Origin of the sequence: Pseudomonas sp. RC4D1 (assembly GCF_018390395.1) — a bacterium.
Classification (GTDB): Bacteria; Pseudomonadota; Gammaproteobacteria; order Pseudomonadales; family Pseudomonadaceae; genus Aquipseudomonas; species Aquipseudomonas danubii.
In genome coordinates, this window is sequence record NZ_JAHBAW010000001.1 from 1,460,929 (window position 1) to 1,484,059 (window position 23,131).

The window sequence follows — 23,131 nt, forward strand, 5'->3', positions numbered from 1 at the left end:
GCTTGCCGGCGAACAGCCAAGGATCACGACATGGATTTTGCCCACCTGGACCAGCAGCTGCGCGACAGCCTGCAGGACCTGAAACTGAGCAACGAAGAGCGGGACGAGCTGCGCCAACTGGGCAGCGAACTCAGTGCCGATCAGGTGCGTTACCTGCGCAATCGGGCTTTCGATCTGGTACGGGAACTGAGCCTGGCGGACAGCGCCAATGTGCTGCCGGCGTTGAAATGGCTGGAGCAGGTGGTCAAGACCCTGGACGCCAACAGCGCCCCGGTGCGCGACATGGCCAGCGCCCACTTCAGCCCCGGTGAAGACTGCCGACGCAAGATCCGCGACCTGTGCCGCCAGGCCCGGATCTCGGTGGATATCTGCGTGTTCACCATTTCCGACGATCAACTGAGCGACGAAATCCGCGCCTGCCACCAGCGCGGCGTGGCCGTGCGGGTGATCAGCGACAGTGAAAAGCAGTTCGATGTCGGCAGCGATATCGCCGTGCTACGCGAGGCCGGGGTGCCGGTGCGGATCGACGACACGCCGTTCCACATGCACCACAAGTTCGCCGTGTTCGATGGCCGAACCTTGCTCAACGGCAGCTTCAACTGGACCCGCAGCGCCACCACCGGCAACGAGGAAAACCTGCTGGTGATCGACCACCCGCAACTGGTGGTCAGTTACCTCAAGGAGTTCAACGAACTCTGGGCCCGCTACGCGCCGCGTTAAGGCGTGCCGCGGCGGGCCAGTACTCGGCCTCAGGCGGCGCTCGGCTGACTCCAGAGGCTGTCGTCGGCCAGCCTGTCGAGGAGTTTCTGGCGCAACCTATGGGCCTGTTCGGGGGCGCTCTGGCTCAGGGTTTCCAGGGCCAGGTGCAACTGCTGCAGCGGGTTTTCGCTGTTAAACAGGCTGCCCAGTTCCAGGCCGGCAATGGCTTCTTCGAAACGTTGCTGACGGATATGGTTCAGCAGCGTGGCGTGGCTCAACTGGCTGGCATAGGAAATGCTCTGTTCCAGGCGGCTCTTGAGCTCGGCGGCTTTTGCCTGCTCGTCGATGTAGAGGTAGACCAGTGCCAGCTGTGCCAGGTGGTAGTTTTTTTCCGCAGGGTCCATCGCCGCATTCTGAGCTTCGTCGTCGAGCGCTTGCACGGTCTGGTCCAGCAGTTCGATGGCTTGCCGGGTCTGTTCCAGGCCGTGCAGCAATTTGGCCTGTGCTGCCTGTTTCACCGGGCGATCGGCGTATTCGAGCTGGGTGTTGAGGAGCGCCACTTCCTCAAGACCGTTGCGGATCAGCTCGCTGTCGCGGTGCTGGGGCGCCAGGGCAGCCTGCACCCACAACTGGGTTTCCACGATCAGCAGGCGATGCCACGGCCATTGCTCAGCGCCACGCCAGGTCTCCAGTGTCAGCAGGGCCTGCTCCAGCAGGTGGGCGCACCAATGCGGGTGCTCCTCGAGGTAGGTGCGCCACAGAGAGAGCAGGCACCAGAGACGCTGCGAGGGCGCGACCGCGCAGGCCTGCAAGGCCGCCTCGGCCTCGGCCAGCTCATGGCGCGCGACATGCCAGTGCAACAGGCTCAGCAGCATCTCGCTGGCGTGTCTCACTGGCACCTGGGCGATCAGCGGTGCCGCCAGATCCGGGCGGCTGGCGTCCAGGATCAGCTTGAGCAGCGGTGGGTAGCCGCAGTAGTCATCGGGCTCGGGGTTCTGCGCCAGCAGTTCGAATCCGGCGTCGAATTCCCCGGCTTGTATCAGCAAGACCACAACGATGATCTGGGCCGACGCGGGCAATTGCGCGGCCATGGCCGGGAACTGCGCGTCCTGCCCCTGGGCACGGAACTCGCGCAGGGTCTGTTCCACTTCATACGGGTCCAGTTCGTCGGCCGGCTGTTTGAGCAGCAGTTGCCAGGCCAGGCCGAGGCTGATGGCGGCCTGCTCGGCCAGGCCCACACTGCGTTGCAGGGTCGCCAACTTTCGGTGCTCACTGGCACAGCCCTGGTTCAACTGCTCGACACCGAAGGTCACCAGCAAGGCGCGGGCCTGCTCAAGTTCACCGCGGGCCACCAACAGCGGGATGCGCAGCAGGGGCGCTGACGGCAGGGGCTGATGCAGGCGCTCCAACAGGCTCAGCACCGCCTGCGGGCCGTCCTTGTCGAGCAGGGTTTCGAGCAGTCGGTACAGCGCCATGGGCTGGTAGGTTTCATCGAGCTCGGCCAGGACTTCCAGGGCCTGGGCCTGGTTGCCTTGCCGGTACAGCGCGGCGGGTATCTGCAGCAGCCCCTGTTGCCGGGCTTTGCCCGTCAGGCGCTGGGCCAGTTGCAGGGCCACCTGCGGTTCGACGGCGCTCAGGTACGCCGAGCGATAGATCTGCGCCTCCTCGTCCAGGTTGATGCCCAGGCTGGTGCCCTGGTCATTGCTGCTGCCCTTGTGGGCATAGACCACCAGCAGCGAGATCACGCCGGTGATGAGCAGCAGGATGATAAACACTTCCATGATTCGGTTTTCCTTGGGGGCGAGAACTGAGCCTGGCGGACCGCGGCAATGTGCTGCCGGCATTGAAACGGCTGGAGCCGATGGTCAAGCCCTTGGACGCCAATAGCGCCCCGTTGGGGGCGCGCAAAAGGCCGCTGGGTCAGTTCGCCTGGAAGGCGCGCCAGGCCATCCCGCTGCTAAACCGCTCCAGCAGCTGTTGCTGGAGTTCGCTGGCCCGCTCGGGGGCCCGTTGCTGCAGCTCCTCCAGGGCCTGATACAGGCGTGACAGAGGCTTCTTGTTGCTGAGCAAGACGCTCAGGGTCAGGGCCTCGATGGCCTGGGCGTAACGCTGGTGCTCGATGTGATTGAGCAGCAGGTCCTCTTCCAGGTCGCGACTACCGGCCTCCAGGCTGTGCAATCGATCCTGCAGGGCCTGGGCCTGCTCTGCTTCGTCGATGCTCAGGTAGGCGCTGGCGATGTCCTCCAGGTAGAAGGTTGTGTCCATCTCATCGACCTCCGGCAGGCTGTCGCTGTCCAGCAATGCCAGGGCCTGCTCCAACAGGGTCCTGGCCTGGGCGGTCTGCCCCAGGTCGTGCAGCAACTTGGTCTGCTCGCGAATGCACAGCAATTGCTGTTCGCCGTCTTGCTGCTGGTGCAGGCGGTGCAACTCCTCAAGGCTGCTGCGTACCAGCCAGCTGTCCCGGCGATGGGCCGGCAGCCGGCTTTGCAGCTGGAGCTGGGTGCGCAGGGCCTGCATGCGTATGCCGCTCCAGAACTCATGGTCATTCTTGTAACCGTCGATCTGTTGCAGCGCCTTGGCCAGCAGTGCCTCGGCCCATTGCGGCTGTGTGGCGTGGTGCTGCTCACAGAGGCTGAGCATCAGGCCGGGATGCTGGCTCGGTTCAGGTTCCAGAGTCAGCAGCAGTGCTTCGGCTTCTGCGGTCTGGCCTTGTGCTGCCAGATGGTTCAGCAGGCTCAGCAGCAGGCTGTAGCGATCCCGTTCGGGGGCTTTGTCCAGCAGACGCAGGGCGTTATCGATCGGCGGCAGGGCCAGGGTCAGGTCCATCAGTTCGCTGTACGTGGTGGAGTAGAGCGCGTCGTTGATGGGGGCCAGCAGGTTGAGGGCTGAGTCCAGCTGAGCGGCCTTGATCAGGGCGGCGACTGCCTGGGCCTGTTCTTCTGCCGGCAATGGCGCGGCCCGGGTCAGGATCGTGTCGAACTGACCCAGGGTTGCGCAGGCTTCGAACAGGCTGCGCAGCGTCGACTGGCGATGGCCCTCTTCGGTTTCTTCAAACGCCGACCACGCCTGCTCAACGCTGGCCAGCGCCGCATCCTGCATCCCGGCCTGATGCTGCAGGCGCGCCAGGATCAGCAGGTTGCCGATGCTCTGGCGTTCCTGGGCGGCCGCTTGGCGCGGGTCGCTCAGTTCGCCCAGTACGGCCAGGGCCTGGTCCTGTTCGCCGCGGGCCTGAAGGATACGCACTTGCAGCAGCGGCCAGCTGGGCAGGGCTTCACCCCAGTTCTCCAGGAGTTCCAGGCAGGCTTGGGTATCGTCGGTGTCGAGCAGGGTTTCGATCAGGGTATTGAGCACGTAGTCCCGGGCGTGGGGCGGCAGTTGCTGGTAGATCGCCAGGGCCTGGGCCTTGTGTCCTGCCAGGTAGAGCTCGCTGGCCACCAGTTGCAAGGCCAGTTCCCGGGCCTCGCCGGGTAAAGTCTCTGCCAGTTTCAGCGCCAGCAGCGGCTCGGCCTTGCTCAGCAGCAGGGTCTGATTGATCTGGGCGGTGAGGTTGCTGGTCATTACCAGACCCTCGCTCTGTTCGGCGATTTTCCGGCGGGAGTACAGAATCAGTGCGATGAACACCAGTGCGATGACAAGCAGGATGACAAAGAGGGTCATGGACGTCCTTTTCTATTGAACTGCGGCGTTGGCGCGTTACGCGCCAGCCGGTTTGCGCGGGGTTATAAAGCCATGGCTACAGGCTGGCAACCGACTTTACCCAGCCAATGCGTTTCAGCGGATGTCATCCAGAGCAGGGTTGGCCCGGTCAGCGGTCGGGCAGGGCGGCAGGTTTCGGGTTAGACTTGCCGCCTTTTCGCACACTCAAGAAGCCCGCACATGGCCCAGCCGTCCACCACCTACAAATTCGAACTGAACCTGACCGACCTCGACCGCGGGGTCTATGAAAGCGTCAAGCAGACCATCGCCCGTCACCCTTCGGAAACTGAAGAGCGCATGACAGTGCGGCTGCTGGCCTACGCCTTCTGGTACAACGAGCACCTGTCGTTCGGTCGGGGTCTGTCGGATGTGGATGAACCCGCCCTGTGGGAAAAGAGCCTGGATGACCGCGTCTTGCACTGGATCGAAGTCGGCCAGCCGGACGCCGATCGCCTGACCTGGTGCTCGCGCCGCACCGAGCGCACCAGCCTGCTGGCCTACGGCAGCCTGCGGGTCTGGCAGACCCGGGTGCTGGACGCGGTGAAGAACCTGAAGAACCTCAACATCGCCGGCGTGCCCCAGGAGGTCCTTGAGACCCTGGCCAAGGACATGCCGCGCGTCATCAAGTGGGACGTGATGATCAGCGAAGGCACGATCTTCGTCACCGACGATCGCGGCCAGCACGAAGTGCAGCTGGAATGGCTGCTGGGCGAGCGCGGCTGATCGCCCGCTCTGCCCCTGAACGATCCACCGTCCTCCAAGAGAAGTTGCTGTTAGCCCATGCGTATCGAACCCCGTGAGTTGCCCGCCGTCCTGCCCTTTCTTGGCGATCTGCCGCCACTGCTGACCCGCCTTTATGCCGCCCGTGGCGTGCAATCGGTGGAGGAGTTGGACAAGAGCCTGGCGCGGCTGATCCCGTATCAGCAGCTCAAGGGCATCGACGCCGCGGTGGACCTGCTGGTGACCGCCCTGGACCAACGCCAGCGCATCCTCATTGTCGGCGACTTCGACGCTGACGGCGCCACCGCCAGCACCGTGGGCGTGCTGGGCCTGCGCCTGCTGGGCGCGGCCCACGTCGATTACCTGGTGCCCAACCGCTTCGAATACGGCTACGGCCTGACCCCGGAAATCGTCGCCGTGGCCCTGCAGCGCGAGCCGCAGCTGCTGATCACCGTGGACAACGGCATCTCCAGCGTCGAAGGCGTGGCCGCAGCCAAGGCAGCAGGCTTGCAAGTGCTGGTCACCGACCACCACTTGCCCGGCCATGAACTGCCGGCGGCGGACGCCATCGTCAACCCCAACCAGCCGGGCTGCGAGTTCCCCAGCAAGGCCCTGGCCGGGGTCGGGGTGATCTTCTATGTGCTGATGGCCCTGCGTGCGCGCCTGCGCAGCCTGGGTCGCTATGAAACCCGGCCGCAGCCGAACATCGGCGAGCTGCTGGACCTGGTGGCCCTGGGCAGCGTGGCAGACGTGGTGCCCCTGGACGCCAACAACCGCATCCTGGTGCACCAGGGCCTGGAGCGGATTCGCGCCGGTCGCGCGCGGCCGGGGCTCAAGGCGATTCTCGAAGTGGCCAAGCGCGATCACTCGCGCATCACCTCCACCGACCTGGGCTTTATCCTCGGCCCGCGGCTTAACGCTGCAGGACGCCTGGACGACATGAGCCTGGGCATCGAATGCCTGCTCAGCGACGACGTATCCGCCGCCCGGGCCATGGCCGCCCAGCTCGACGAGCTGAACCAGGACCGCAAGTCCATCGAGCAGGGCATGCAGCGCGAAGCGTTGGCCCAGCTCAAGGAGCTGCCGGTGGAATCCATGCCGTTCGGCCTGTGCCTGTTCGACGCCGAGTGGCACCAGGGGGTGATCGGGATTCTCGCCTCGCGCCTGAAAGAGCGTTACCACCGGCCGACCATCGCCTTTGCCGATGCCGGCGACGGCATGCTCAAGGGCTCGGCGCGTTCGGTGCCGGGCTTTCATATACGCGACGCCCTGGACGCCGTGGCCGCACGCCATCCGCAACTGATCAGCAAGTTCGGCGGCCACGCCATGGCCGCCGGCCTGTCGCTGCCGGAGCAGAACTTCCCGGCCTTTGCCGAGGCCTTCGACGAAGAAGTGCGGCGCCAGCTGCGCGAAGAAGACCTTACCGGGCGCCTGCTGTCGGACGGCACCCTGGCGGTGGAAGAGTTCCACCTGGAACTGGCCCGCGCCCTGCGCCACGCCGGTCCCTGGGGCCAGCACTTCCCCGAGCCGATGTTCCACGGCGTGTTCGAACTGCTGGAACAACGCATCGTCGGCGAGCGTCACCTGAAAGTGGTGCTGCGCAGCGAATGCGGCTCACTGAAGCTGGACGGCATCGCCTTCGGCATCGACCGCGAAGTCTGGCCCAACCCGACCATCCGCTGGGTGGAGCTGGCCTACAAGCTCGACCTCAACGAGTTCCGTGGCCAGGAAACCGTGCAGTTGATGATTGCCCATATCGAACCGCGCTAAGGGACGCTGTGGCTGGTTTCGCCAGACTTTTGGAAAGCGGGATGGCGGTAGGTCTCTTTCTTTTGTAAGGGGTTTCCGAGACACTCCCGGGCGCTTGTGGCGATCTACTCAGCTGACTAGTCTCGGTTCATCACTGCCTATCAGTGATCGGGAATAGCAGCCCGGGTCGAACGCAAGCGATGCCATCAGCACTGCAATTCAGATTTGCAGTGTGCTGTTATGGCGGCTGTGCGTGGGGGCGCTTTCGGGCGCACCGGTTCCTCGACCCGGTCTGCTAGCCCGCGTACAGCCGCCACCCTTTTCAAACGTCTAGCAGCGTTAGGTGTGGAGGCTTCATCGTCGAGGAGCTACACCATGAAAAAGATCGTCCCCGATCCGCCTGTTTCCCCTCCTTCTTCCCGTCGTAATCCTGCCCACGATCTGGCCAATGAAAGGGTTCGCCATGCCCTGGCCAATATCGGCGTAGAGGGCTCGCTGATCGCGACGCTGCAACCCACCGCCGCGGGTTCTGCGGGCCCCGATAATCCCTTCACTGTGCGCCCCGGTATCAGTGCCGAAGAAGCGTTGATTCATGTGTCCATGCTGCTCAAGGCCGCCGAGGAGGTGTCCGACGAGATCACCGAGCAGGCCAGTGGCGTGGAGCGCGGCCTGATCTGGTCCCTGGTGCATTCGGTGGAAATGGCCCGCTGCGTGGTGGATGCCCTGCTCGATGGCAATCGCCAAGCCCCGCTTGGCTGATAGTGCCCTGGCCGCTGCCGCTGGCAGCGGCCAGGGCAACAGTTTTTTGCCCGGCACCCATCAGGAACCCTGCCAGCGACAGTGTTGTCGACTAGTCTCTAAGCACTGTCTGATTGGCCTTGTGACCTTTTGTCATTCTTCTACCCGCGGGGGCGGGCGCTTCACTTCGCAGTCACTCGTCGACCGTTCAAACAGAACCCTGGAGCCTGACCATTGATCGAGAGGTGCCCCATGAGTCTGCTGCTTGAACCCTATACCTTGCGTCAACTGACCCTGCTCAACCGCATCGCCGTGTCGCCCATGTGCCAGTACTCGTCGGTGGACGGGCTGGCCAACGACTGGCATCTGGTGCACCTGGGCAGCCGCGCCGTCGGCGGCGCCGGGTTGATCTTCACCGAGGCCACGGCGGTCACCGCCGAGGGCCGGATCACCGCCCAGGACCTGGGCCTGTGGAACGACGCGCAGATCGAACCCTTGCAGCGCATCACCCGTTTCATTACCGCCCAGGGCGCGGTGGCGGGTATCCAGCTGGCCCATGCCGGGCGCAAGGCCAGTACCCATCGGCCCTGGCTGGGCAAGTCCGGCAGCGTCAAGCCCGAGGACGGCGGTTGGGTGCCGGTGGGGCCATCGCGGATTGCCTTCGATCCGCAGCACACGCCGCCCACCCAATTGGACCAAGGGCAGATCGACGAGATCATCCAGGCTTTCGTCGCGGCCGCCAAACGCGCCCTGGAAGCTGGTTTCAAGGTGGTGGAAGTGCATGCCGCCCACGGCTACCTGCTGCACCAGTTCCTCTCGCCCCTGAGCAATCAGCGTCAGGACCTGTACGGCGGCTCGTTCGAAAATCGCATTCGCCTGGTGTTGCAAGTGACCGAGGCGGTACGAAAAGTCTGGCCCGAAGAGCTACCGCTGTTTGTGCGGGTGTCGGCCACCGATTGGGTGGAGGACGGCTGGAACCCGGACGAGACCGTCGAGCTGGCGCGGCGCCTCAAGGATCTGGGGGTGGATTTGATCGATGTGTCGTCCGGCGGCACCGCGGCCAATGCCGAGATTCCCACCGGGCCGGGTTATCAGACGCGTTTTGCCGAGCGGGTGCGCAAGGAGTCGGGCATGGCCACCGGCACCGTGGGGCTGATCACTGAGCCGGCCCAGGCCGAGCACATTCTGCGCACCTGTCAGGCGGACATCATCTTCCTCGCCCGGGAGCTGCTGCGCGATCCTTACTGGCCGCTGCATGCCGATGATGACCTGGGCGGGCGCAAGGCAATCTGGCCGGCGCAGTATCAGCGGGCGACCCACAGGGACCAGCCGATTCATGAGTCGGACTTGCGCGATTGAGGTTGTGCCGATGTAAAAAAACCGGCCCGTGTGGGCCGGTTTTTTTGTGTCTGACTGCTGGCCGCCTTCGCGGGCAAGCCCGCTCCTACGGAGGCGGTGCGATCTGTAGGAGCCGGCTTGCCGGCGAAGAGGCCCCTGGGGTGTGCCGGGGGCTGTCAGCCGATCAGGGGTATTTGCGCTTGTCCGGCGCCGGGGGGAAGTACTGGTACAGCCAGGTTTCGCTCAGGGTGCGGTCCTGGGTGCGGATGAACAGCCGCAGTTCCACCGGGTCGACGCTGTCGTTGGTCGGGTACCAGTCGAAGAGGATGCGGTAGCCCTTGATCTCGTCCAGCACCAGGATGCTGAAGTCCTTGACCTCGCCGTTGGAGGCGGTGACCACCGGTTCGATGCCAGTGCCGGCGGGCAGACGATCGAGGCCGCCGCCGGTGAAGTCCACGGCAAAGCGTCGGGCCCAGACTGGCGGGTAGTGCTCGCCCGGGGCCCAGCCTTCGACGAAGCCGCCCATGCCGGAACGGGTGGCGTGGACCCGGGCCAGTGGCGTGCCTACCGGCGGCAGGGCGCTCCAGTAGAGCTTGTAGCCGTAGTTCAGGGAGTCGCCGGCGGCCACGGGTTTTTTCGGGGTCCAGAAGGCCACGATGTTGTCCATGGTTTCGCCGGTGGTGGGAATTTCCAGTAGGTCGATGCTGCCTTCGCCCCAGGCGGTGGTGGGCTCGACCCACAGGCTCGGACGACGGCTGTACCAGTCCACGGTGTCCTGGTAGCTGGCGAACTCGTGGTCGGTCTGCACCAGGCCGAAGCCCTTCGGGTCCTTGTCGGCGAAAGCGTTGAACTGCAGGTTGGCCGGGTTGTTCAACGGGCGGCAGATCCATTCGCCATTGCCGCGCCACATGGCCAGGCGGTCGGAGTCGTGGATCTGCGGGTGGATGGTGTCGCACATGCGCCGTTCATGGGTGCCGCAGCTGAACATGCTGGTCATCGGTGCGATGCCCAGTTGTTCGATGGCTGTACGGGCGTTGATGTGGGCGTCGATCTCCATCACCACGCGCTCGGCCTGGCAGTCGATGTCGAAGCGGTAGGCACCGGTGGCGCTTGGCGAATCCAGTAAGGCGTAGACCACGAAGCGGGTGCTGTCCTTGTCCGGGGTCTCGAACCAGAACTGGGTGAAGTCGGGGAATTCCTCGCGGCGCTTGGCGTAGGTGTCGATGGCCAGGCCCCGGGCCGACAGGCCGTACTGGCCGGTGGCGTCCACTGCACGGAAATAGCTGGCGCCGAGGAAGGACACCACGTCATGCCTGTCCAGTTCCGGAGCCTTGAACAGCTTGAAGCCGGCAAAGCCCAGGTCGCCCTTGAGCTGGGCGGTGTCGACGCTGGTGTTCTGGTAGTTGAACAGCGCGGGACGGAAGTGCACTTCCCGCGCCTGACGGGTCTTGGGGTCGACGCTGTGCATGCGCACCGGTTGCTTGAAGCCCATGCCCACATGGAAGAACTGCACATCCAGCTGGCCGTTCAGGTCATTCCACAGCGAGTGCTGGCTGTCGTACTGGATGGCGTTGAAGTTCTGCGGCGTCATCTGCGCCAGGGTCGGTGGCAGCACCTGCTTGGTGTCCACGTATCGCTGGCCGGCCAGTTGCTTGGCCTGGGCCTTGAGACGCTCGAAGTCGAATGCCTGGGCTTGGCCATCAGCGGCGCCGGCCCAGGCCCTGGCGGCCAGCAGACCGCTGGCCGAGAGGCCGGTGTAGGCCGCCAGGGCCATGGAGGCTTTGAGGAGATTCCTGCGGTGCATAGGTGAACCTTATACGGGGAAAGATCCCCAGCCGTTCCTGGCTGTATGAGGGGATCGCGAGGTGAGGTTCGGTCAAGCCATCGGCCAAACGCAACTGAATGTAAACAGACGGCGGATAGAATAAACGGTTCGCCAGGGGCAGAAAAATGATTAGCTTGTGTCCATTGGTAACCACTGATCAGCTCCAGGAACCTGTCCCATGCTGCACCCGCGCTTGCTCAGCGAAGACGATATCCAACGGCTCAAATTGATCGACCGTGCCGAGGTCATCGATGAGTTCTACCGCCTGCAGGAGGGGGTTCTGCTGCGTTATGCCCAGCATGAAGTGGTGGAGGGCTGGCCGGAGGGCGAGGCCGAGCATGACGCGCTGATCTTGCAGCAGTGTTACCAGCGCGGCGGCTGGTTGTACGGGGTGTTCGATGGCCCGGCTCTGGTGGCCGCGGCGGTGGTGGATTGCCTGCCTATCGAGGCTGCTGGGCTGGACTTGCGGCAGTTGAAGTTCCTGCATGTGAGCCGGGCTTATCGCGGCCTTGGCCTGGGCCGGCAACTCTTCGCCCTGGCTCGGGAGCAGGCCCTGTTCATGGGCGCCCAGGGCTTGTACGTGTCGGCCACGCCGTCGCGGCACACCGTGGATTTTTACACCGGCCTGGGCTGTGAGCTGCTGGCCATCCCGGACCCCGAGCTGCTGCGCCTGGAGCCCGAGGATATCCACCTCTATCTGCGTCTGGTTTAAGCCTGGAGGGGCTTGCGCCAGCTCGGCCAGGCACCGATGGTCAGCGCCCGCAGCAGCCACTCGCAAGGGCCGTACTGATGAGAACGCAGCCACAGGGCGCTGAGTTGCATCTGCAACAAGTAGATGGCGATTACCAGGACGGGCATCCACAGCGGCGACAGATGGTTGATCAGCCCCAGTCCGTAGCCGGTGAACAGCAGGCAGAGGATCAGTGATTGCAGCAGGTAGTTGCTCAGGGACATCCGGCCCAGAGGGGCCAGGCGTTGGCACAGACGCTGGCCCAGAGGGGAATTAAAGGCCCTGAGCAGCAGCATGGCGTAACTGGCCGAGAGCAGTGGCGCGGTCAGTTGGCTGATGCCGTAGCCGATGACTTCCAGACCACCACCGGGGGCGTAGGCTGCCCAGTATCCGTAAAGCAGGGCGCCACCCAGGCCCAGGGGCAGGGTCAGGGCCAGCAGCCCTGGCAGCCTGCGTTCAAAGCGGTAAGGCGCCACTAGCAGGCCTTTGCGCCCGGCGACATAGCCCAGCAGGAACATCGCCAGGGTGCTGGGGCCCTGCAGTAGCCACAGGGCAGAAGCGGTCTCCAGCAGGTGAGAGGCGTTGTAGGCCAGGGTATCCAGGGCATCGCCACCCAGGGCCATGTCCTTGAGCACCGCTGCGCCGTCGGCGGCGCCGGTGTAGAGACCGGCGCTCAGCAGTTGGACACCCAACAGCAGGATCAGCCCGGCGGTTCCCGTGATCAGCACCAGCGCCAGGGTCGCGGCCCACCTTGCCGACAACCCGCGCAGCGCCAGCAGCACCAGGCCCAGCAGGGCGTACAGGATGAGGATCTCGCCGTAGAACAGCAGTGCGCCGTGCACCAGGCCGATGGCCAGCAAGGCCAGTTGCCGCCGCAGCATGCGCGGCACGAAGCGTTCGCCCGCCCGCTCGGCGGAGGCCATCTGCAGGGTGAAGCTGTAGCCAAACAGGAAGGAGAACAGCAGGTAGAACTTGGCCTCGAACAGCACCGACACCAGCCAGCGGATCAGGTGGTCGAGGTCGCTGGCGTAGGCCGGGTTGCTGACCGGCGAGGCGTAGTAGGGGTCGGCGAAAGACCAGATGTTCACCGCCAGGATGCCCAGCAGAGCGAAGCCGCGCAGGGCGTCGACCTGCTGCAGGCGTGACGCCTGGCGCGGCAACGGCGCGTTCATTTCCGGGACCTGGGCTGCGGGGCGTGTTCCAGAGCGGCGAGGTGCATGGGCGGGCCTGTCGGTGAATGGAGTGAAGGCTCAATTAACGCGATCAGGCGGTGTGCGGGCAATCAAACTCTTGTGAAAAAAAGTCAACAAACCTGCGGCGCCGTGTCCGCCCCGGGGCCGGCACGCCGCTCCGGGGTCAGCTCCCCGCCGGCGCCGTGGCTGGCAGGCACTGGGCTTCACCGGCGGGTGTTTGGCCTTTTTTCGTCCACCAGGTCAGGGGCCGAATGCTGTTCAGGTCGCCGCGCTTGATCGCTTCCCGGTAGCAGGCCAGGGCCCGGGGGCCATCGGTGGTGCCCCACTTGCCCTCGGCGTAGCCGCTGCCCAGGTAGTAGTAGGCGTCGGCCGAGTCCAGTTCCCGGGCGGTGCGCTGCACCAGCTCTTCGGACTTGCGCGGTTGCTGGCATTCATTGACGGAGCCATCGCCGCGGGGGTCGCAGTAGTACATCGACAGCATCAACGCCGCCTCGGCATCGGCCTGGGCGTAAGGCAGCAGCAGTTCTTCCGGCTCCCCGGGCTTGAGCTCCGGTGCCATGCCCGAGTAACCCAGGCTCACTGCCCGCACCGCCGCCGTGGCCGAGCCATGCCGGGCGGCGTCCAGCAGAAGCTGCTGGCCCAGCTCGAAGAAGTACTGGGTCAACAGGTACTGCTCGCGACCGCCGTAGCCCAGGAACAGATCGGCCTTGCGCATCTGTCGCTGCAGGGCGGTTTCATTGGCCGGGGCGTCCTGGTTGAGCAGGCCGTCCATGGACCACTGCTCCACCCGCACCAGTTGCCAGCAGGCGCCCTGTTGAAAGACGAAGGCCTGGACCACGTCGCCCAGCGGATCATGCACCACCAGGGTCTGGCTCTCCCAGAAGGCTTGCAGTCCGGCCCGAGCCTGGGCCTGTGGATCGAGCAGGGTCAGCAGGTGGCGGGTATCGCCCGTCAGCTTGTGCCGGGTGGTGATCTCGCGGCCGTACTCGTCATGGCTCGGGCGCTGTTCGATCAGCGGCGAATCGGTGAACGCCTGCTGCAGCTCCGGGCTGCTGGCAAAGGCCTTGAGGAAGGTCGGCAGGTCGCTGGACGGGCAGGCGGGGGCAGCGGCCTGGGCCGCCTGGGTGGCGGCGCCAAGCAACAGGGCGGCGAGCAACGGGCGCAAGAGATGACGAAGGGCGGGCATCGGCGAACTCATCGAGGTTGGAGGCGGAGCGCGGTTCATGGCGTGTCCGGCGGGGGTGTCGGCACGCAGCAGCGGCACAGCCACTGCGCCAGCCAGATTGCCAGCAGCAGCGGCACGCTCATCAGGAAGCAATAGACGTAGCCACGTATCGGATGGTCGGGAAACATCGCCCAGGCGGTGAACAGCACCAGGGCGCCGACCAGGCCCAGCTTGGCCTTCAGGTTGGGCACCAGGGCCACCAGCACGCTGACGAGGATCAGCAATTGGAGCAGGAGTTCCACCATCATTCCCAGGCCGAAGCCCTTGGCGATGGAACCGAAGTGGCTGCGATACACCGATATGCCCCAGACATGTGCCAGATAGAACAGCGGCGCCGGCAGCGAAAGGGGCACGAGGCCGGTGATGATGCGTATCAGGTGATAACGGCCTACGGCGTCCAGGCTCATGGGCGGCACTCGTGGGCGGTGGCGCAGTTCTGTCGGGGCATGGGCGCATCCTTGCTGCCGGAAGGTCTTCAGCGATTCCGGTCGGTGGCGCCGGGTTTTTTCAGGCGGGCGATAGTGCCGTAACTCGGGGCGCTAATCCAGTCTGGCAGCCTGGGTGGGTACTGATCGAGGACCCTTGATGCAGGCATTTCGCGCGCGTGGGGGGCTTCGTTGGCAAGCCGGCTCCTGCAAGGGGATCTTGGTCGTGGTGCAGGTCATGTGTCTGGCCTGTTGTCCGGTCCTTTGTCCGGTTCCTGGGAAAGCAACATTCAGAAGCACTATCGTCCCCCTGAACCTGGGCACTTCTCTCTAGGCTTACGGCCTTATGTGTCGATGTGACACCCAATTTTCCGGAGGCGGCAGATGAACACCCGTGGATTGCTCGATCAATTACTCAGGTCCGGTCAGGAGTTGCTGCAGAACAAGGCAGGCGCGGCGCCAACGGACAAGGCCAGGCCCGATTCCAGTGGTCTTGGCGGTTTGCTCGGCGGCCAGGCCGGCGGGCTGGGTGGACTGCTGTCCGGAGCGGGCGGCGGGGCACTGGCAGCTGGCGCCATGGGCTTGCTGCTGGGCAACAAGAAGGCCCGCAAGTTTGGCGGCAAGGCCCTGACCTATGGCGGCCTGGCGGCTCTCGGAGTGCTGGCCTACAAAGCCTACGGCAACTGGCAAGCGCAACAGGGCACTGCTCCTCGCAACGAGCCGCAGACCCTTGACCGGCTGCCGGCGCAGCAGGTGGAGCAGCACAGCCAGGCAATCCTCAAGGCCCTGGTGGCGGCAGCCAAGGCCGATGGTCACGTGGACGAGCGTGAGCGGGCACTGATCGAAGGCGAGTTCCGCAAGCTGGACAACGATCCGCAATTGCAGAACTGGCTGCACAGCGAGTTGAACAAACCCCTGGACCCGGCGGACGTGGCCCGTGCTGCCAGCACCCCGGAGATGGCGGCCGAGATGTACCTGGCCAGCGTGATGCTGGTGGATGAAGAACACTTCATGGAAAAGGCCTACCTGGACGAACTGGCGCGTCAGTTGAAACTGGCGCCGGGGCTCAAGGCCGAACTGGAAAGCCAGGTGCGCCAGAGCGTTCTCTGAAGCACCTGGGACTTGTCGTTTGCCAAGGATGGCGGTTCTGCCGGAAGGTATTGCCGAAATACCTTCTGCAAGCCTGAAAGTGCCCGCTAAGCCACCATCCAGAGCGGGCGCACAAAGATGCCGAAAGTGCCATTCGGGTTCTTAAACCACCCATAAAACCTGCATCGTCCTCGGCTATACTCCTTCCATTTTTGAATGGCTTCGAGGACTGACTGTGAAGAACTGGACGTTGCGCCAACGCATTTTGGCGAGCTTTGCGGTGATTATTGCCATCATGTTGTTGATGGTCGTCGTCTCGTACTCGCGCCTGTTGAAGATCGAAGCCGGTGAAGAGCGCATGCGCAATGACGCAGTGCCCGGGGTTTATTTCAGTTCGATGATTCGCGGAGCCTGGGTCGACAGCTACCGACAGACGATGGAAATCATCGGGCTCAAGCGGGACCAGGGCATCAGCGCCCAAGACCAGGAAAACTTCAAGAAATATGAAGAAAACCTGCAGACTCAGATGGCCGGTTACCAGAAGTCCATCACCACTGAGGAGGATCGGATTGCGTTCGCGGCCTTCGAGAAAGACCATCAAGAGTTCAATCGCGTCATGGCCCAGGTGCTGGACCTGCACCTGCGGAACCAGAGTGCTGAGGCGATCCGCTTGTTCAACGAGCAACTGACCCCGCTCTGGATCAAGGGCCGCATCAAGCTCAACGAGCTCATCAGTTTCAACAAGCGCATAGCCGATTCTGCCACCCATGCCATCGACGATGCGGTGGCCGCAGCCAAGGTTGGGATGGGCGTGTCGTTGCTGGTGGCGATTTTCGTCGCTGGTCTATGTGGCCTGCTGTTGATGCGGGCGATCATGGCGCCGATGAATCGCATCGTGAGCATTCTTGAAATCATGCGCACCGGTGACCTCAGCGGCCGTTTGAACCTGGAGCGCAAGGACGAGTTCGGCGCGGTGGAAACCGGCTTCAACGACATGATGACCGAGCTCACTGCCCTGGTATCGCAGGCCCAGCGTTCGTCGGTGCAGGTCACCACGTCGGTGACCGAGATTGCCGCCACCTCCAAGCAGCAACAGGCCACCGCCACCGAGACCGCCGCCACCACCACGGAAATTGGTGCCACTTCGCGGGAAATCGCCGCGACATCCCGGGATCTGGTGCGCACCATGACTGAAGTATCCAGCGCCGCCGATCAGGCTTCGGTGCTTGCCGGTTCCGGCCAGCAGGGCCTGGCGCGCATGGAAGACACCATGCATTCGGTGATGGGTGCCGCGGACCTGGTGAACGCCAAGCTGGCGATCCTCAATGAGAAGGCCGGCAACATCAATCAGGTGGTGGTGACCATCGTCAAGGTTGCCGACCAGACCAACCTGCTGTCGTTGAACGCCGCCATCGAGGCGGAGAAAGCCGGCGAGTACGGTCGCGGCTTTGCCGTGGTGGCCACTGAAGTGCGACGTCTGGCGGATCAGACCGCCGTCGCCACCTACGACATTGAACAGATGGTCCGCGAGATCCAGTCGGCGGTGTCGGCGGGGGTGATGGGCATGGACAAGTTTTCCGAAGAGGTGCGTCGCGGCATGGCCGAGGTGCAGCAGGTGGGTGAGCAGCTGTCGCAGATCATCCATCAGGTCCAGGCGCTGGCGCCTCGGGTGCTGATGGTCAATGAAGGGATGCAGGCCCAGGCCACCGGCGCCGAGCAGATCAACCATGCCCTGGTGCAACTGGGGGATGCCAGCAGCCAGACCGTCGAGTCCCTGCGCCAGGCCAGCTTTGCCATTGATGAGCTGAGCCAGGTGGCCGTGGGCCTGCGCAGCGGCGTCTCGCGTTTCAAAGTCTGATGGATGAGTTCGCGCACAAGCGCAGCGCCGCAGCCGGGGCGCGCAGTGCTCTGTTCCTGGTGTTCCGCATCGGTCAGGAGCGCTATGCACTACAGGCCGTTGACGTGGTGGAGGTGTTGCCGCGCCTGCAGCTCAAGCCCATTGCCCAGGCACCGTCCTGGGTCGCCGGGGTCTTTGCCTATCGCGGGGTGGTGGTACCGGTCATCGACCTGTGCGAGCTGACGTTCGGGCGTGCGGCGCAGTTGCGTACCAGTACCCGGTTGGTGCTGGTGCACTACCGTGGCGACGGCTTCCAGCCACCCCGAGTGCTGGGTTTGTTGCTGGAGCAGGCCAACGACACGTTGCGCTGCGACCCCCAGGAATTCCAGCCCTATGGCCTGGACAACCGCCAGGCGCCGTATCTGGGGCCGGTGCGTGAAGACGCCCAGGGTCTTTTGCAATGGGTGCGGGTCGATGACTTGCTGAGCGCGCAGGTGCGGGAGTTGCTGTTTCCGGCCGAGCCTCTGGACCCGGCGTCGCTTGAGGAGCTTCGATGAGCGACGAACAACGGTTTTTCGACTTTCTCAAAGAGCGAATCGGCCTGGATGTCGCCTCGGTGGGCCCGGCGATCATCGAACGCGCGGTGCGCCAGCGCAGCAATGCCCTGTATGCCCGCAGCAGCGATGAGTACTGGCAAAAGCTGCAAGGCTCGCGGGATGAGCAGCAGGCCCTGATCGAGGCGGTGATCGTTCCGGAAACCTGGTTTTTCCGTTATCCGGAATCCTTCGCCACCCTGGTCAAGCTGGCCAAGGAACGTCTGTCACAGATCAAGGGCATGCGCGCCTTGCGCCTGTTGAGCCTGCCCTGTTCCACCGGTGAGGAGCCTTACTCGATTGCCATGGCTCTGTTGGATGGCGGCCTGGCTCCCCATCAGTTCAAGGTCGACGGCCTGGACGTCAGCCCGTTGTCAGTGGAGCGGGCCCGGGGGGCGGTCTATGGCAAGAATTCCTTTCGTGGCCAGAACACCGAGTTCCGCGAGCTGCACTTTTGCGCCGAGGGTGATCGTTATCGCTTGAGCGAGCGGGTTCGCGAGCAGGTACGGCTGCAGGTGGGCAATGTCCTGGACCCGGGCTTGCTGGCCAGCGAGCCGCCTTTCGACTTTGTCTTCTGTCGCAACCTGCTGATCTATTTCGACCAGCCGACCCAGCGTCAGGTGTTCGAGGTGCTCAAGCGCCTGACCCATGAAGAGGGGGTGCTGTTCATCGGGCCTGCCGAGGGCAGCCTGCTGGGGCGGCTGGGCATGCGTTCGATTGGCATTCCCCAGTCCTTTGCCTTCAGCCGGCACAGCGAGCCCGAGCCTGCACCGGCTCCCGTGGCCTTGCCTCAGCCCTTGTCCTTGCCCCTGCCGCCGCGCAGCTCGGTGCCTGCGGCGCCGCGCCAGCGCCCCTTTGCCGTCCGTGCAGCCCCGGCCCCGGTGGCCGAGAGCACGCCGCCGGACAGCGATGCCGCGAGCCTGCTGGCCAACATTGCCGCCTTGGCCAATGAGGGCAAGAGCGCGCAAGCCCGTGCCGCCTGCGAGCGCTATCTGCAGCAGCATGAACCTGTGGCCCAGGTGTTCTATTGGCTGGGGCTGCTCAGCGATGTGGCCGGCAACGCCATGGAAGCCCAGGGTTTCTACCGCAAGGCCCTGTACCTGGCTCCCCAGCACCCTGAAGCCCTGGCGCACCTGGCGGCGCTGCTGGCATCCCAGGGCGATGTCGCCGGAGCCCAACGATTGCAGGAGCGCGCTGCCCGCAGCACTCGCACTGCCGACAGTGAGTTGAAACGATGAGCCATTCCTACTCATTGGACGTGACCCGTGAAGATGCGCAGGCCATCGACGATTGCTGGAACCCCATCGGCATCCACGGCGACAAGTCCTGCCCTTTGCTCGCCGAGCATATCCATTGTCGTAACTGCGCGGTCTACTCCGCCGCTGCTACGCGCCTGCTGGACCGCTATTCGTTGCGTCAGGAGGACCGGGAACACGCGCTGAACCTGGAGGCCGACAGCGATGTGGTCACCCGTTCGCTGCTGATGTTCCGTCTCGGCGAGGAGTGGCTGGGACTGGCGACCCGGTGCCTGCTGGAGGTGGCACCGCTGCAGGAAATCCATTCCTTGCCTCACCAGCGTTCCCGGGCGTTGTTGGGGGTGGCCAACGTGCGCGGGGCCCTGGTGGCCTGTCTGTCATTGACCGAACTGCTGGGCCTGGATGGCACACCGGTGGTCGCTGCTGCCGGGCGGGTCATGCCGCGGATGCTGATCATTGGGGCCGAGGGCGGCCCGGTGGTGGTGCCGGTGGATGAGGTGCACGGTATCCATGCCATCGATGAACGCCTTCTCAACGCTGCCTCGCTCTCCGGAGAACAGGCCAATGCCAAGTACACCCGTGGCGTGTTGCAATGGCAGGGACGCAGCCTGCGCTTGCTGGATGAAGAGCAACTGCTCTTGGCCGTGACCCGGAGCCTGACATGACCCCCGATCAAATGCGCGATGCCTCGTTGCTGGAACTGTTCAGCCTGGAAGCCGAGGCCCAGACCCAGGTACTCAGTACCGGGCTGCTGGCCCTGGAGCGCAATCCGACCCAGGCCGACCAGTTGGAAGCCTGCATGCGCGCCGCCCACTCGCTCAAGGGCGCGGCGCGGATTGTCGGGGTCGATGCCGGGGTCAGCGTTGCCCACGTGATGGAGGATTGCCTGGTCAGTGCCCAGGAAGGGCGACTGTACCTGCAGCCCGAGCATATCGACGCCCTGTTGCAGGGCACCGACCTGTTGATGCGGATTGCCAGTCCCGGGGGCGCCGAGACCGTGGCGCCGGATATTCCGGTCTATGTGGCCTTGATGGAGCGCCTGCTGACTCAAGGACCGGGAACGCCAAGCGTGCCGGCCCAGGCCAGCGCCCCGCCAGAGCCGCAATTGGAAGCACCAGTGGCGCCCATGGCGCAGTTGCCGAAGGAACTGGAGCCCTTGCCGCCACCGAGCGATCCGGCCCTGGAGCCGGCAGTGAGCAGCGGGCGCCCAGGCAAGCGCATGACCGAGGGCGGCGAGCGGGTGCTGCGGGTGACCGCCGAGCGCCTCAACAGCTTGCTGGACCTGTCGAGCAAATCCCTGGTGGAAACCCAGCGGCTCAAGCCCTACCTGGTCACGATGCAGCGCCTCAAACGGATTCAGAGCAACAGCCTGGCCGCCCTGGAAAACCTCAACCTGCACCTTAAGGAGCATGCGCTGAGCCTGGAGGCCCAGGAGGCACTGGCCGACGCGCGACGCTTGCTGGCCGAGTCCCAGCAACTGTTGGCGCTGCAGACCGCCGAGCTCGATGAGTTCGGCTGGCAGGCCAGTCAACGGGCCCAGGTGCTTTATGACACGGCCCTGGCCTGTCGCATGCGGCCCTTTGCCGATGTCCTCACCGGTCAGGTGCGCATGGTCCGCGATCTGGGGCGCAGCCTGGGTAAACAGGTACGCCTGGAAGTCGAAGGCGAGAAAACCCAGGTCGACCGCGATGTGTTGGAGAAACTCGAAGCACCGCTGACTCACCTGCTGCGCAATGCCGTCGACCACGGTATCGAGCTGCCCGAGCAGCGCCTGCTGGCGGGCAAGCCGGCCGAAGGGGTGATTCGTCTGCGGGCCTCGCACCAGGCCGGTCTTCTGGTGCTGGAACTCAGTGATGACGGCAACGGCGTGGATCTTGAGCGCTTGCGCCAGAGCATTGTCGAGCGTCAGCTGTCGCCGGCCCAGACCGCCGCCCAGCTCAGCGAGGAAGAACTCCTGACTTTCCTGTTCCTGCCGGGCTTCAGTCTGCGGGACAAAGTCACCGAGGTTTCCGGACGCGGCGTCGGCCTGGATGCGGTGCAGCATATGGTGCGGCAGCTGCGTGGCGCGGTGGAGCTGGAGCAGACCAGCGGCCAGGGCAGCCGTTTCCACCTGGAAGTGCCCTTGACCCTGTCGGTGGTGCGCAGCCTGGTGGTGGAGGTCGGCGACGAGGCCTACGCCTTTCCGCTGGCCCATATCGAACGCATGTGCGACCTGGAACCCGAGTCCATCGTCCAGGTGGAGGGGCGCCAGCATTTCTGGCACGAGGGGCGGCATGTGGGGCTGGTAGCGGCCAGTCAGCTGTTGCAGCGGCCGGCGACCGAGACCAACGCGCCGACTCTCAAGGTGGTGGTGATTCGCGAGCGCGATGCGGTGTACGGGATCGCCGTGGAACGCTTTATCGGCGAGCGCACCCTGGTGGTGCTACCGCTGGATGACCGCCTGGGCAAGATCCAGGATATTTCCGCCGGGGCCCTGCTCGATGATGGTCGGGTGGCGCTGATCGTGGATGTCGAGGACATGCTGCGTTCGGTGGACAAACTGCTCAATACCGGCCGCCTGGAGCGCATCGCACGTCATCACCAGCAGCATGCACAGGCTGCGCGCAAGCGTATTCTGGTGGTGGACGACTCACTGACGGTGCGAGAGTTGCAGCGCAAGCTATTGATCAATCGCGGCTACGATGTGGCCGTCGCAGTGGACGGCATGGATGGCTGGAATGCCTTGCGTTCGGAAAGCTTCGACTTGCTGATCACCGATATCGATATGCCGCGAATGGATGGAATTGAATTGGTCACACTCTTGCGTCGCGACAATCGCCTGCAGTCCCTGCCGGTGATGGTGGTGTCCTACAAGGATCGTGAGGAAGACCGGCGCCGTGGACTGGATGCCGGCGCCGACTACTATCTAGCCAAAGCCAGTTTCCATGACGACGCCCTGCTCGACGCAGTGGTTGAGCTGATTGGAGGAGCGCGGGCATGAAGATAGCGATAGTCAACGACATGCCCATGGCCGTGGAGGCGTTGCGCCGGGCCTTGGCCTTCGACCCCAGCCACGAGGTGGTGTGGGTCGCCACCAATGGCGCCGAGGCGGTGAAATACTGCGCCGAACTGACGCCGGACCTGATTCTCATGGACCTGATCATGCCGGTCATGGATGGTGTCGAGGCCACGCGGCGGATCATGGCCGAGTCGCCTTGCGCCATTGTGATCGTCACCGTCGACCGCCAGCAGAATGTGCACCGAGTGTTCGAGGCCATGGGCCATGGCGCCCTGGACGTGGTGGACACCCCGGCCCTGGGCGCGGGCAATGCCCAGGAGGCGGCGGCGCCGCTGCTGCGCAAGATCCTCAATATCGGCTGGCTGATCGGCCAGCGCGGCAGTCGGGTGCGCTCGGCGCCGGTGCCGCTGCGCAGTGGGGCGCCACGCCAGAGCCTGGTGGCCATTGGCTCTTCCGCCGGTGGCCCGGCGGCCCTGGAAGTGCTGCTCAAGGGCTTGCCAAAGGACTTTCCCGCCGCCATCGTGCTGGTCCAGCATGTTGACCAAGTGTTCGCCGCCGGCATGGCCGAGTGGCTCAGCAGCGCGTCCGGCTTGCAGGTACGGCTGGCCCGGGAAGGCGAGCCGCCGCAAAGCGGCACCGTATTGCTGGCAGGCACCAACCACCATATCCGCTTGTTGAAGAACGGCACCCTGGCCTACACCGCCGAACCGGTGAATGAAATCTACCGGCCCTCCATCGACGTGTTTTTCGAGAGTGTCGCCAGCTATTGGAATGGCGATGCGGTGGGGGTGCTGCTGACCGGCATGGGTCGCGATGGTGCCCAGGGCTTGAAGTTGATGCGCGATCAGGGTTATTTGACCATCGCTCAGGACCAGAACAGTAGCGCGGTGTATGGCATGCCCAAGGCGGCCGCTGCCATCGATGCCGCCGCAGAGATTCGCCCACTGGACAAGATTGCTCCACGTTTGCTGGAGATATTTGCCAAATGACTGAAAAACGCAGCTGTCCTGGCCAGGTAGC

The 23,131-nt window shown here is 64.4% G+C and carries 19 protein-coding genes; 13 read left to right on the forward strand and 6 right to left on the reverse strand.

Features of this window, described 5'->3' with window-relative positions; all coding sequences use genetic code 11:
* The first annotated feature begins 30 nt into the window (after positions 1-30).
* Positions 31-720: a phospholipase D-like domain-containing protein gene (locus KHO49_RS06605; protein ID WP_102878510.1), complete on the forward strand. Its 690-nt coding sequence runs from the start codon at positions 31-33 to the stop codon at positions 718-720.
* 29 nt (positions 721-749) lie between these two features.
* Here KHO49_RS06605 and KHO49_RS06610 read toward each other — a convergent pair whose 3' ends face one another.
* Together KHO49_RS06610 and KHO49_RS06615 are read right to left on the reverse strand one after the other, a co-directional pair.
* Entirely contained in the window at positions 750-2,480 is a 1,731-nt protein-coding gene (locus tag KHO49_RS06610) for a hypothetical protein (RefSeq protein WP_213664792.1), read from the reverse strand.
* A 139-nt stretch (positions 2,481-2,619) separates the two neighbouring features.
* Entirely contained in the window at positions 2,620-4,356 is a 1,737-nt protein-coding gene (locus KHO49_RS06615) for a tetratricopeptide repeat protein (RefSeq protein ID WP_213664793.1), read from the reverse strand.
* A gap of 219 nt (positions 4,357-4,575) precedes the next feature.
* Between KHO49_RS06615 and KHO49_RS06620 the strand changes: the two genes are divergently transcribed.
* The 4 genes from KHO49_RS06620 to KHO49_RS06635 all read left to right on the forward strand — a co-directional run bounded on the left by KHO49_RS06620 (position 4,576) and on the right by KHO49_RS06635 (position 8,961).
* Entirely contained in the window at positions 4,576-5,118 is a 543-nt protein-coding gene (locus tag KHO49_RS06620; RefSeq protein ID WP_011059467.1) for a YaeQ family protein, read from the forward strand.
* Positions 5,119-5,175: 57 nt separating this feature from the next.
* A complete protein-coding gene (gene recJ / locus KHO49_RS06625; protein ID WP_213664794.1) occupies positions 5,176-6,885 on the forward strand; it encodes a single-stranded-DNA-specific exonuclease RecJ in 1,710 nt (569 codons plus the stop codon).
* Positions 6,886-7,239: 354 nt separating this feature from the next.
* Positions 7,240-7,623: a DUF6124 family protein gene (locus tag KHO49_RS06630; protein ID WP_102878514.1), complete on the forward strand. Its 384-nt coding sequence runs from the start codon at positions 7,240-7,242 to the stop codon at positions 7,621-7,623.
* Positions 7,624-7,854: 231 nt separating this feature from the next.
* Positions 7,855-8,961, forward strand: a complete 1,107-nt coding sequence (locus tag KHO49_RS06635) for an NADH:flavin oxidoreductase/NADH oxidase (protein WP_102878515.1) — start codon at positions 7,855-7,857, stop codon at positions 8,959-8,961.
* Between the two features lie 163 nt (positions 8,962-9,124).
* Here the strand turns inward: KHO49_RS06635 and KHO49_RS06640 are convergent, their stop codons facing one another.
* Positions 9,125-10,744: a glucan biosynthesis protein D gene (locus KHO49_RS06640; RefSeq protein ID WP_102878516.1), complete on the reverse strand. Its 1,620-nt coding sequence runs from the start codon at positions 10,742-10,744 to the stop codon at positions 9,125-9,127.
* A 199-nt stretch (positions 10,745-10,943) separates the two neighbouring features.
* On the opposite strand from KHO49_RS06640, the gene KHO49_RS06645 reads away from it, so the two are divergent.
* Positions 10,944-11,477 carry a GNAT family N-acetyltransferase gene (locus KHO49_RS06645; protein WP_102861323.1) on the forward strand — a complete coding sequence of 178 codons (534 nt, stop codon included), beginning with the start codon at positions 10,944-10,946 and terminating at the stop codon, positions 11,475-11,477.
* On the opposite strand, the gene KHO49_RS06650 is transcribed toward KHO49_RS06645, so the two are convergent.
* The 3 genes from KHO49_RS06650 to KHO49_RS06660 all read right to left on the reverse strand — a co-directional run bounded on the left by KHO49_RS06650 (position 11,474) and on the right by KHO49_RS06660 (position 14,320).
* Positions 11,474-12,667 (reverse strand): DUF418 domain-containing protein, encoded by a 1,194-nt coding sequence (locus KHO49_RS06650; protein ID WP_213664795.1) that lies wholly within the window; start codon positions 12,665-12,667, stop codon positions 11,474-11,476. The genes KHO49_RS06645 and KHO49_RS06650 overlap by 4 nt on opposite strands.
* 184 nt (positions 12,668-12,851) lie before the next feature.
* Positions 12,852-13,874 (reverse strand): SEL1-like repeat protein, encoded by a 1,023-nt coding sequence (locus tag KHO49_RS06655; RefSeq protein ID WP_249735480.1) that lies wholly within the window; start codon positions 13,872-13,874, stop codon positions 12,852-12,854.
* Between the two features lie 35 nt (positions 13,875-13,909).
* Positions 13,910-14,320 (reverse strand): hypothetical protein, encoded by a 411-nt coding sequence (locus KHO49_RS06660; protein WP_102878519.1) that lies wholly within the window; start codon positions 14,318-14,320, stop codon positions 13,910-13,912.
* 402 nt (positions 14,321-14,722) lie between these two features.
* On the opposite strand from KHO49_RS06660, the gene KHO49_RS06665 reads away from it, so the two are divergent.
* The 7 genes from KHO49_RS06665 to KHO49_RS06695 all read left to right on the forward strand — a co-directional run bounded on the left by KHO49_RS06665 (position 14,723) and on the right by KHO49_RS06695 (position 23,100).
* A complete protein-coding gene (locus KHO49_RS06665) occupies positions 14,723-15,448 on the forward strand; it encodes a tellurite resistance TerB family protein (RefSeq protein ID WP_110652331.1) in 726 nt (241 codons plus the stop codon).
* Between the two features lie 214 nt (positions 15,449-15,662).
* Positions 15,663-17,285 carry a methyl-accepting chemotaxis protein gene (locus KHO49_RS06670; protein ID WP_110596463.1) on the forward strand — a complete coding sequence of 541 codons (1,623 nt, stop codon included), beginning with the start codon at positions 15,663-15,665 and terminating at the stop codon, positions 17,283-17,285.
* Positions 17,285-17,821 (forward strand): chemotaxis protein CheW, encoded by a 537-nt coding sequence (locus KHO49_RS06675; protein WP_102861328.1) that lies wholly within the window; start codon positions 17,285-17,287, stop codon positions 17,819-17,821. The genes KHO49_RS06670 and KHO49_RS06675 overlap by 1 nt, the downstream gene beginning before the upstream one ends.
* Complete coding sequence (locus tag KHO49_RS06680) at positions 17,818-19,095, forward strand: CheR family methyltransferase (protein ID WP_110596465.1); 1,278 nt, start codon at positions 17,818-17,820, stop codon at positions 19,093-19,095. Before KHO49_RS06675 ends, KHO49_RS06680 begins: the two co-directional genes overlap by 4 nt.
* Positions 19,092-19,778: a chemotaxis protein CheW gene (locus KHO49_RS06685; protein ID WP_213664796.1), complete on the forward strand. Its 687-nt coding sequence runs from the start codon at positions 19,092-19,094 to the stop codon at positions 19,776-19,778. Before KHO49_RS06680 ends, KHO49_RS06685 begins: the two co-directional genes overlap by 4 nt.
* A complete protein-coding gene (locus KHO49_RS06690) occupies positions 19,775-22,093 on the forward strand; it encodes a hybrid sensor histidine kinase/response regulator (protein WP_110596466.1) in 2,319 nt (772 codons plus the stop codon). The genes KHO49_RS06685 and KHO49_RS06690 overlap by 4 nt, the downstream gene beginning before the upstream one ends.
* Complete coding sequence (locus tag KHO49_RS06695) at positions 22,090-23,100, forward strand: chemotaxis response regulator protein-glutamate methylesterase (protein WP_102878525.1); 1,011 nt, start codon at positions 22,090-22,092, stop codon at positions 23,098-23,100. Before KHO49_RS06690 ends, KHO49_RS06695 begins: the two co-directional genes overlap by 4 nt.
* Positions 23,101-23,131: the final 31 nt, after the last annotated feature.